The sequence below is a fragment of the Candidatus Margulisiibacteriota bacterium genome, from assembly GCA_028715625.1.
Lineage (GTDB): Bacteria > Margulisbacteria > Riflemargulisbacteria > GWF2-35-9 > GWF2-35-9 > JAQURL01.
On record JAQURL010000025.1, the window covers coordinates 25,471 to 36,231 of the forward strand.

A 10,761-nucleotide genomic window follows, 5' to 3' on the forward strand; every position below is an offset into this window, starting at 1 on the left:
GTTTGTCACGTTTGGCCTGGAGATCTTTTATTTCTTTTTCTACCTGCTGGATCTGCATCAGAACATCTTCTTGCGCTTTTGTGTAAGGGTAGCGTTTTGCCTGATTTTGTGGATTTTGAGCAAATTCAAAACCACCACCTATTACCAGTGCTACTACATCAAAGTTTTTTTCATTTGAAAAGAATACTGCCGGTAAGTAATGTTGGGTGTACTCGGCATTAAGATAAAAGTTCTCATTTACCCGAAGTTTAATCCCACCCAGGACATGAAACCCTAATTTGAAACCTGATTCCAGATTGCCGTAAACATCATCCATGACATCATAAAAATATCCGCCAACCCCTGCTCCGAAGTAAGGCTGAATAGTTCCACCTTGAATATTGTAAATGAGGGATGCGGTTAAAGGTCTCAGGTTTATACGACGATTAGCTGCAATATCAGCAGAATTAAAGTGACTTGTATCCCAATAACTGCCAAAGTTGCCACGTATTTCCCAGCCGCTATCATCAACCATTCCTAACATCATTTGCCAGTAGAAGTCAGAAGCAAATGTCTGTTGCGCCAGGGTGTCGTGGTTGGGGAGCATTGTCCCCATATTCAGTCCCAAGTCCAGTTTAGGTGCTGCCAGACTAAATCCCCCCAAACATAGAACGAAACTTATTAATAACCAAAATTTTTTCATCACATCTCCTTATCTTTTCTAATCTAAATATATTTATTACTTTTTAGGAAGATTATATATAATCGGCTTCATTCGGCACAGTCTTTTGTTCTCCATATAACTGACTAGTTTCTACATTAGTAAATATTTTAAGCTTCAAACCTGATTGAAAGTAGAAGGATGTCAAAAATTTAAGGAATATCCATGTTCGTGCTTGGAGTTAGAATAACTAAAATATCAATATAGCAAAGAAAAACTGTTAAATTCACGGAAAGGTTGGTATAAAAAATGAACATTATAGATCAGGCAATACAAATGGAAATAGAGGGTGAACAGTTCTATAGAGCAATCGCTGCAGAAACTACTGATGCAAGCGTAAAAATCATATTGAACAAACTTGCTGATGATGAATTCAAACATCGCCTGCTGTTTGAAAAGATGAAAGAAAACCTTCCGGCGCTACTCGTACCTTCGGACGTAATGGATGCAACTCTGAATTTTTTTCAGGAGTTACAGACCCAAAATAAAATAGCGGCCTTCAAGGAATCGATAACACAGGCTTTAGAAAAAGCAGAGGATATTGAGATTAAAAGCTATCATTTATACAGACAGCATGCTGCGCATATAAAAAATCCCGGATACAGGGAAGTAGTCTCAGAAATCGCGGCCGAAGAAGAAAAACACGCATCTATTGTTCTGGACCTGATTATTTACTATACAAATCCCAGACAATGGGTGGAATCCGCTGAGTGGTATCATCAGGACGCATATTAGTTTTTTATGAATAATTCAATATCAGATCTGAGGAAGATGGAAAGTTATAAGAAAGATATTGATTTCAGATTTGTAACCGGATTTGTTTGTTTAATACCTTTTAGTTTTGTTAAAAGAGAATTATATTCTGCTTCTACTATTTCTTTTTGTTTTTGAATATATTTTAATTCTTCTTTATAGTTTATTATTCTTGTTTTGATGGCTTCTTCCTTTAATAATAGATTTTCTTCTACGGATTGTTTCTTTTTATTCTGTTCATCAGATGCGTTATCTTTTTTCAAGTATACCGCTTCATCGATAAACTTGTTCTTTAATGAAACAAATTCTTCAATAATCTGATCTCTCATTTTTTGGATATCGGATGTTATTATTGCTTTTAAATCAGATGTCTCCTCCTTACTGTTGTTGACTTTACAAAGAGTTTCATCGATAAACTTATTCTTTGAAGAGACAAATTCTCCAACAATCTGATCTTTCATTTTCTGGATATCAGCTATTATTATTGTCCGTAAATCAGACGCCTCATCCTTGCTGTTATTCACCTGGACTTCCATATTTTTAACGTATTCCTGAAAATTATTGTTGGATTCTTGTATTTCATCTTTGACAACATTTTTTAAATCTTTTATGTATTTTTGAAATAATTGTTTATTTGGTTTAATTGTTTCGTTTATTTGTTTTTTTATTTGGGCAATATCTTTTTGGACGAGATTCGCCATATTTTTTGCTATTTGTTTCAGTTCTTCGGTATTATCTTCTTTTTTAACTAATTCCTTTTCGCTGACAGTTAATCCCTCTGCTTTATTAGTTCCATTTTTTATTGTATGTTGCAATTTCAGCTTTTCATTATTCATTTTTTTAGCAAGCTGTTCAGATTCATACAAAATGATTTTATTTTTTTGAATAGAATCCCGTATAGACTGCTCTTGATTTTTTAATTCGTTAATTTCATCAATAAGCTGTTTTTTTTGATTAATAAATATCTCTATGGATTGTTTGTTTTGTTTTATTAAATTTTCTATTTCTTTCTCGTGCGCCTGCTTGAGTTTAAGTTCATGTTTTTTTTGTGTTTCGTATTCTGTAACATTTTTGGTTATTAATTCTTTCCGTAGGGTTAGATCATCTATTTCTTTTATTAAATTGTCCTTTGTTATTCTTAATTCATCAATGTCATCGGTATCGATATCCTTATGAATTATTTTAATATCATTATTTTGTATCAATTTCTTTTTCTCAGTATTAATCATTTTTATTATTTAATAGTTTATTGATAATGGCTGGATTAAAAATAAGTGATAAATTTGCTTGGACCGGGTTTTTTATAAACGCTTTTTGATTATCATTTATATTCCTGAATATTTTTATAAAAGAATCTATTTTTTCATTTAACTGTTTTATTTCCAGATGCGCTGAATTTTGTTGAAGCGGTAAAATTTTTTCGTCATTATCGGTTTGGGTTATAGATTTTTGAAATATATCCTCGAGAAAACGTGGGTTTTTGCATTTATATATATAGATGGAATGTACCAGGTTAAGGTTATAGGGAATAGGTGTTATAGATATTTTATATAAATTCAGATAATCTTCATAATTAAAACAGCTTTCAATAGATATTATTATTTTTGCGACAGTTTCTTCAAGTGAGGAGTAATTTACCAGATATTTACTATTGGTAAATGGATTTAGAAACTCATTAATAACCGGATTAAAGGCATATGACCCTGAGTTATATTCAATAAACAGGTTAATGCTGTCAGGCTGATTCAGTATGTTAATATATTTGAGTTCTTTTTCTGTATCGGAAACATCCTTCACAGTGTATTTTTTTGAATTGATGATGTTGAATAATAAAGAATGATAATCTTTTTTAAAGGTATCTTCATTATCCAGAAATGACAGGTGCAGAGATATGGGTATATGCGCAAATTTATGAAACATTAAATTAAACGCTGAGTCGCCGGCCAGGATTGTTTTTTGTCTAAGCAGTGAATCTTTAAATATATCATTGATAAGTTCCAGTATTCGGTAACATTTTTCAATATATAATTTATTAAATCCTGACTTGGAACTTAATTTCGCGAAGTAGGTTTCTCCAAATTCAACCGGATTAGGCTGCTTAATAGATTTTTGTCTCATATCAGAGAGTTTTAAAATTTCCGAGAGACTAATCTGTATATAGGGGGGCAGCCATTTTTTTAAGTACCCGTCAATAATTTCCTCCTTCATATCCCTGAACTGCAGAAACTCCAATTTCATGATAAGCGATTCCAATGAGTCAGCTGGCGGGTCTATGGCTTGCAGTTTTTTTAACAAATCAGCGCTGTTCGCGGCATCGGTTATCAGCTTTTGATACTCGGCCGGAATATCTTGTCCCTTAGCCAGTCTATTTATATATGCTTTTTCATTAACAATAAAATCCCACTGCGAATTGCTTTTGCTGATAGAAAACTTAATTTTATTATTCTGTAAACACTGATCGCCGAATTTCTGATTAAGGATATTTATTTCAAAATCATGCAACTCAAAAATTGTGTTAATATTCAGAGTGGATTCATTCCCGGTTTTTTCAAGAAAATTCTGAAGCTGATCAAAAAATAATTGTTCAATATCAAATTCCGGTCCGACTTTTAAATCGAAATTAGTTGGGAACAAGTCGCCACTGTCTTCTCCGGTATTATTGGTTAATCGAATATTTATTAATTTCATTGCTATATTATTAAATTATCCTTTTAATATCATATTATAAGAAAAGCAATATTTATTAAATAGATATGTTGGAAATTTGCTTCTGGTACTATTCACTAACATTGATTAAATAGATATTATATAAATGGGGAAGTTTATCATTAGCACACATAAAGTATATAGTTTAACTTTTGTAATTTTTATTAGTTTGTTCTTGTTAAGCAATATCTATGCAGTTGATGCTCTGGATATTACAAAAAACCATGAATACTATAAAGATGTTAAATATGTTGCCGGCAACGGTATATTGCCTTTATATGTAGACAATAAATTTAATCTGGATATGAAATTAAATAAAACTGAGGTTTTATTCGCTTCCATGGTAATAAGCGGTGTGTCGCTGGATTATAAGACCCAAAATCCATATTTTCAAGATTTCGACGCGAAAAGCAAAATTTATCCGTATTTACAGACAGCTGTAGAAAAGGGTTACATAGAAGTGAACGCGAAGCAATTAACGAAGAACATAACAGTTGAACAGGCAATTAATATTATGAATAAAATTTTTAAAAAAGTCGAATACAATGGCGGTTCAGGCTCTGATTCAGTAACAAGGAAAATATTTATAAATATATTAAATAAAACACCCGGCTATAAAGAAATGGTTGCTAAATATTCGGAGGATATTGAAACATTTAAGGAAAAACAGATCAGCAAGGTTTTGAATTCATATGTTAAAGGTGAAGATACATCTTTGGACAGTTTAAGATTAAGTACATATCAAAAAGAAAATTCCAAACTGGAAAAAATATATTTCAGTATTTTATCGGATGAAGAATCAGATTATCAGCAAATGTACGAAGATCCATCTATTGAATCACTAGACGTTTTGGATGAGAAAGTTAATAAAGCTTTGCTTCTGTTTTATGAAGCAAAATACTGGAATGTAATAAAGGAATGTAATGATGTATTAAAGATCAAGCCGGACCATGTCGGGGCTTTATCGCTGAAGGGATCTGCTTACTACAAACTTCAGGATTACGCCAAGGCAAAAAAATATTGGAAAAAGGGTGCCTTGTTTGAGCCGGAAAACGAGAACATATTATATTTCTTGTCAGAATCAGAGTCCACGGTAATGGATGGAGAAAGAAAGAGTATCCGTGACATTTCTTTCGAAAATAGTTCCGAGATTTTATCATATCAAAAGGTAAAGGAAAATGAGATCCAAAATTTGTTAGATAAATTGTATGGAAATGATAATGCCGTTATAGCTTTGCAGATTAAGGTTATATCAAACACACCTCAAAGAATAAAGCATAGCCTTTTATTGCCTGGTGTTCCCAATATAGGTGATGTGAAGCCGAATAACCGAAATGAATTTATAATAGATCATTATGAAGTGAGTTTATGGGTTAATTATTTGTTGAATAAAGATGAGGTGCTGAAAAGGGTTAAAACCTGGTTAAATTTTAATGATAAGCATAAAGATACAATCAATGTTTACACTGAGAAATTTGTAAAAGACGAAAAAAATAATGATCTGGATATAATTAAGGAATTAATTCGCAGCAGCGAAGAGAAATCTGAAAAAATAATAGAAAGTATTAAACAAAAAAATGAGGAAGACCTTAACAGATCTTTGCGGGAGCTTGAAAAAGCCAAATCATTAAACAGTACTATGGTGGAAAAACAGTCCAAAATAGGTCAAAAAGAAATCGTGTTTTATGCTATCTTATTATTTTCAAGCTTAATCCTGGGAGGAATACTTTTCGCTTTGATGAAAATTTCTAAAAGTTCAAATTTGTCTGGGGCTGCAGGGGGAAGCGGCTCTGGTGCGGGAGGCTCCGGTGGTGGCGGTGGAGCAGGTAAAGATTCAAAGGATTCAAGCAAAACAGGCATGGGCCTAGGTGTTGATGCAGACAAGAACCTGGATGATGAAATTACTGTAAAAGAAAGTCAGTCAGCCAGAGATTATTTTGAATTTGTTAATGAATCAAACATTTTGAAACTGGCATACTTGATTGAAAAAGACATGCCTAAAGGCGAAAAAGGTAATGCAATTTACTGGCAGAATGTGGCTGTAATAATCTCTTATTTGCCTAGCCATTTGGGCAATATTATTCTTTCCAAATTTAAAATAAGCGAACAAGCGGAGATACTACCCTATCTGGTTCATGAAACAGAATATTCTTCTGCAGACATAAGCAAACTTGAGCAAAGTTATAAAGAAAAAGTTGCCTGTCTGGTGGGTGGAAAGAATATTGTAAAACCGATATTGGATAAAATCAGCAATATCAGCAAAACCGAGTTGACTGTTGCTTTATCGGAGAAATATCCGGATATACTGGTAGAGATAAGAGATATGATTATATTATTTGATGATATTTTGGAGTTGTCAGAGACGGATATCATAACTTTATTTATGGAAGTGGACGTAAATGTTATCGCTTTGAGTATTATAGATAATCCCAAGGAAACAAGAGACAGATTAATCGGTTATATGCCGGAAGGCCTGCAGGTCATGTTAAATGAAGTACTGGACCTTCGCAAAGGGAATGTTGCGAAAATAGAAATTACAAATGCCCAGGAAACAATTATAAAAACAGCAAAAATATTGAATCATATGGGCATTATTCAGATGGTTCAAAAGCAATTCAATAAAAACAAAATAGAATCGGATGACAAAAAAATTGATGAGTTGTTCCAGGTGTAACTGATAAGCAATAAGCTCTCCAGACAAGATTAATCGACTCCCTCTTTTTTGAAATAAAATAAAATGTTTAAGCCATTATCATTCGTGGCAGGATATAAGCGACACATCTAAAGGTCACATGGAAGAGGTGGGAAGATGGAAATAAATTTTATTCTTGCATTTGGTTTTGTGCTTATTTTTGTATTGGTTGGGTCGCCGGATATGCTCATCAATCCTTCGACATATATTCATATACCGTCATTGGCTCTGGTACTAGCAGGTTCGATGATCGCACTACTAATGAGCTCAAAATTTGTAAATTTCAAATCATTTCTTATTGCTGCAAAGCTGGTTTTATTCCCTCCGAAGAAACCACCGCAAAAAGAAATAATAAACGAATTAATAAGCTATTCCAAAGTTGTTACTTCCAGCGGAAAAAAAGCGTTAATCGCAGAAGTTGAAAAAACGAAAGATCCTTTTATCAGGCGCGGTTTGGAATTAATTATAAACAGACTGGGGTTTGATTTTATCAAAGCAGCATTAGATAACGATATTGAGGAAATGCAGAAAAGACACTCGGACACAATCAAGATGTTCAAGAATATGTCACAGTTTACACCGGTATTCGGTATGGTTGGAACAATAGTAGGATTAATGCAGGTTCTAAGAAGTATGCAGGATCCCACAAAAATTGGGCCGGCTATGGCCTTGGCATTGGTAACAACTTTTTACGGCGCCATGTTTTCCGGACTCATTTTTTTGCCGTTCTCACAGAAATTAAAGGTTATGAGCGATGAAGAGGTCCTGATAAAAAGGTTGATAACTGAGGGTATTTTATTAATTGAAAAAGAAGAAATTCCGACAAAAGTTGAGAAATATCTTGAGACTTTTCTTCACTCTCAAGCCAAAATAAAGAATAAAAAGGACAAGCCCAATGGCTAAATACCAGGAAGAAGAAGACGGCGGCAAGGATATTGGCGATGTAATTTTCGGTGATCTCATGTCGCAAATGCTGATCTTTTTTATTTTGTTATACATTTTTGCGGCACAAATGACCAGTAAATCTCATGGTGAGTCTGTTATAGATATTATACGTAAAACTTTTAACGAAGAACTTCATCAGAAAGAAAATATAAGAGTTAAAACTGTTTATAAGGAAAGTGAACAAAAAGAAACCAAGGGCAACCAGGAAAGTAAAGAGATAGCTGAAAAAGTTCAGAAAATGATAATATCTGAAAAGCTTGAAAAATATATAGATTTTATAGTGGAGGAAAAAAAGGTCAGGCTTATATTTCAACAGCCTGTTTTATTTGATACCAGTTCCGCAGTATTGAAGGATGGATTTAAAAGATTTTTGGACCCTGTAGCAACACTGCTTCAAGATATGCCGAATGAAGTAATGATAGAGGGGCATACGGATAACGTCCCCATAGAAAGTAAAAAATATGAGTCAAATTGGGTGCTGTCTTTTGACCGTGCTTATAATGTTTTAAAGTATATCGTGCAAGTTCATAAGATTAATCCGAACAGAATTTCAGCCAATGGTTACGGAGAGTTCAGGCCAAGAGCAGCAAACGATACGGAACAGAACAGGGCAATGAATAGAAGAATTGAAATAAATATTTTGGTTAACGCGAAAAAATAGGATAAATAAAAAACGAATTATGGGGTGGGGGAATGTATAAACTAATTATTTCAATACTTATTTTATTAAATTTTTGTATAGCTATAGAAAATTATGGATCGTTTGCCGACTGGAACGCAGGAGCCAGATCATTAGCAATGGGACGTGCCTATGTGGCGCTTGCTGATGATGCATCTGCAGTGTTTTGGAATCCGGCGGGGCTGATGCAGGTAAAAAATATACAAGCTACTTTTCAGCAAGTAATGCTTTTTGAAGGTTACAGTTCAATGTATATGGGACTTATTCTGCCTGGTGTAGAGTCTGCTCTTGGAATGGATGTCCTTATGTTATCCGGAGCAGGAATTGAAGGCAGAGATATGTTTAATCAGTCCACAGGTTCATTTTCTGACAGCAAAATGTCCTTTGGCCTGTCTTACACAAAATTAATTACAAACAAATTATTTTTAGGTATAAAAGGAAAATATCTGAGCAGAGCTTTTGAAAAACAAAGCGATATGGCCATTGGTCTGGACCTTTCAATGTTATATTTTGTAACGGATAAATTACGAGTAGGAATGAACCTGGTCAATATTCTGGGATTTGTCATGGGGAATACAACAGATGTGATGAACAGCAGCAGCAGGGCTGGCATCTCGTATCGAGAAGGTGATCTTATATTAAACCTGGATGTTGGTGACAATTTTAGTGAATGGAGACTTGGGGGCGAGCTGACAGTTTTTAATATGCTGCCTTTACGTGTAGGAGTGAACAGTTATGAGCTTTCTCTTGGAACAGGTGTAAAGGTCATGTCGCTGCAATTTGATTGCGCGTATGTGTTAAAGGAATTGGATCCGAATATTTGCTTCTCCATGAGCTATTCTCTTGCCAATGATATGGAAGATGAACAAAAGAATAAAATTAATCAATATACAAAAGATGCAATGGATATGCTGGAAAATGATTTTTATTACCTGGCAAAACAGATGTTTATGAAAATAATTTTGTTGGAACCGGATCGTGAAAAAGAAAAAATTATGTTAAAAAGGATTGATGATGCCTTGCCTTATGTGGAGTCTTCATTAGAAACAGAAACAACTGTATGGCCTAAATTTAAAGAAGCCAGGGCCCTGTTTGAAGAACAAAAATATAAAGAAGCAGAAAGAATTTTTATTGAAATCAATAAAGAAATCCCTAAAAACAGACATATAAAAGATTATTTAGAAAAAACAAAATAATAGTTTATATTTGAACTTCTAAAACTTATATGAAAATAATTAAAATAATTAGTTCTGTAGATGCTTTAATTATTGAATCACAGGCCTTTCTAAGTATAATAAAATCAGTATGTGGAGTATTAATTGAAAAAAAGAAGCCTATATGCCTTCGTAATAGGCATTATTTTATTTCAGATTTCTTATTCTGCAATTCCCTCAGAGTGCACAGTATCTGTCAATAACGACAACCCGTTTGCTAATTCTGTAAATGTAAATTTATCCCTGTCCGCTATTAATGCTACGTCTATGAATATCAGTAATACTCCTGATTTCTCAGGATCGGCGACTGAGTCTTATAGTACTAATAAGCAATGGTCTCTGACTAATGGTGACGAGACAAAAATAGTTTATGTTCGTTTTATAAATGATGAGGGAGATACTCTGGCAACAGACAGCATAGTTTTAGACACAACACCGCCCGGAACAGGTGGAACGCTTATCGATGTGGAGTGGACCAGCATGAATGCCGTAGGTAATCTGGATTTTACCGATGCCGGTGATCCGGGAGGAAGCGGCATAGCCTATTATGGAATATATTGGGGAACCAATGCGGAATCAACGGTCACAAATGCGGCAGATAGTGTGACCAGTGCTTTTAATCCCGGAGCTTTAGGCAGTCCCGGGACATATTATTTGAGAGTAAAGGCTATTGATAATGCAGGTAATGAAGGAAATTGGCAGACTATTATGTATTATCAATATGATGGTGGGACGCCGGCAGCACCCGGTAACCTGCAAAGCAATAACGCGAGCAACAATGTGTGGACAAGTAATACGAACCATACATTCAGTTGGGATGCGGTGAGCCCGGTATCAGGAGTAGACAAGTATTATTACACAACGAATGGAGTTGACCCGGGGGGAGTAGACAGCAGTGTAGCGTCAAACAACAGGACGTTTGAAGATAATGGAGTAGGGAATGGGAGTTTTACTATAAAAGTAAGGGCCTTAAGTAATAGCGGGATATGGGGAACAGTGAGCAGTTATACATTAAAAGTAGACGCAGGAGTACCGGATGCGCCCGGAAGCTTAAGTGTATTGACGCAGTCTG

Annotated in this window: 9 protein-coding genes; 6 read left to right on the forward strand and 3 right to left on the reverse strand. The window is 34.4% G+C overall.

Annotated elements, in window-relative coordinates; all coding sequences use genetic code 11:
• Window positions 1–682: outer membrane beta-barrel protein (locus PHV30_05560; protein ID MDD5456483.1), on the reverse strand; the 682-nt coding region annotated here is incomplete at its 3' end.
• Between the two features lie 267 nt (window positions 683–949).
• Between PHV30_05560 and PHV30_05565 the strand changes: the two genes are divergently transcribed.
• Window positions 950–1,435 carry a ferritin family protein gene (locus PHV30_05565; protein MDD5456484.1) on the forward strand — a complete coding sequence of 162 codons (486 nt, stop codon included), beginning with the start codon at window positions 950–952 and terminating at the stop codon, window positions 1,433–1,435.
• 44 nt (window positions 1,436–1,479) lie between these two features.
• Here the strand turns inward: PHV30_05565 and PHV30_05570 are convergent, their stop codons facing one another.
• Window positions 1,480–2,682 carry a hypothetical protein gene (locus PHV30_05570; GenBank protein MDD5456485.1) on the reverse strand — a complete coding sequence of 401 codons (1,203 nt, stop codon included), beginning with the start codon at window positions 2,680–2,682 and terminating at the stop codon, window positions 1,480–1,482.
• The gene (locus PHV30_05575; GenBank protein MDD5456486.1) at window positions 2,675–4,141 is read right to left on the reverse strand and encodes a hypothetical protein; all 1,467 of its coding nucleotides are present in this window, start codon (window positions 4,139–4,141) and stop codon (window positions 2,675–2,677) included. The genes PHV30_05570 and PHV30_05575 overlap by 8 nt, the downstream gene beginning before the upstream one ends.
• A 124-nt stretch (window positions 4,142–4,265) precedes the next feature.
• Here PHV30_05575 and PHV30_05580 point away from each other — a divergent pair, with 124 nt between their 5' ends.
• The 5 genes from PHV30_05580 to PHV30_05600 all read left to right on the forward strand — a co-directional run.
• Entirely contained in the window at window positions 4,266–6,833 is a 2,568-nt protein-coding gene (locus PHV30_05580; GenBank protein MDD5456487.1) for a FliG C-terminal domain-containing protein, read from the forward strand.
• Window positions 6,834–6,968: 135 nt separating this feature from the next.
• Entirely contained in the window at window positions 6,969–7,754 is a 786-nt protein-coding gene (locus tag PHV30_05585; protein ID MDD5456488.1) for a MotA/TolQ/ExbB proton channel family protein, read from the forward strand.
• Window positions 7,747–8,457 (forward strand): flagellar motor protein MotB, encoded by a 711-nt coding sequence (locus PHV30_05590; protein ID MDD5456489.1) that lies wholly within the window; start codon window positions 7,747–7,749, stop codon window positions 8,455–8,457. Before PHV30_05585 ends, PHV30_05590 begins: the two co-directional genes overlap by 8 nt.
• Window positions 8,458–8,489: 32 nt before the next feature.
• Complete coding sequence (locus tag PHV30_05595; GenBank protein MDD5456490.1) at window positions 8,490–9,671, forward strand: hypothetical protein; 1,182 nt, start codon at window positions 8,490–8,492, stop codon at window positions 9,669–9,671.
• A 285-nt stretch (window positions 9,672–9,956) separates the two neighbouring features.
• On the forward strand, window positions 9,957–10,761 hold an 805-nt coding region (locus tag PHV30_05600; GenBank protein ID MDD5456491.1), incomplete at its 3' end, for a hypothetical protein.

Coding starts and splice junctions, on each gene's coding strand:
- PHV30_05565 (MDD5456484.1), top strand. CDS start 950: ATGAACATTATAGATCAGGCAATACAAATGGAAATAGAGGGTGAACAG.
- PHV30_05570 (MDD5456485.1), bottom strand. CDS start 2,682: ATGATTAATACTGAGAAAAAGAAATTGATACAAAATAATGATATTAAA.
- PHV30_05575 (MDD5456486.1), bottom strand. CDS start 4,141: ATGAAATTAATAAATATTCGATTAACCAATAATACCGGAGAAGACAGT.
- PHV30_05580 (MDD5456487.1), top strand. CDS start 4,266: ATGGGGAAGTTTATCATTAGCACACATAAAGTATATAGTTTAACTTTT.
- PHV30_05585 (MDD5456488.1), top strand. CDS start 6,969: ATGGAAATAAATTTTATTCTTGCATTTGGTTTTGTGCTTATTTTTGTA.
- PHV30_05590 (MDD5456489.1), top strand. CDS start 7,747: ATGGCTAAATACCAGGAAGAAGAAGACGGCGGCAAGGATATTGGCGAT.
- PHV30_05595 (MDD5456490.1), top strand. CDS start 8,490: ATGTATAAACTAATTATTTCAATACTTATTTTATTAAATTTTTGTATA.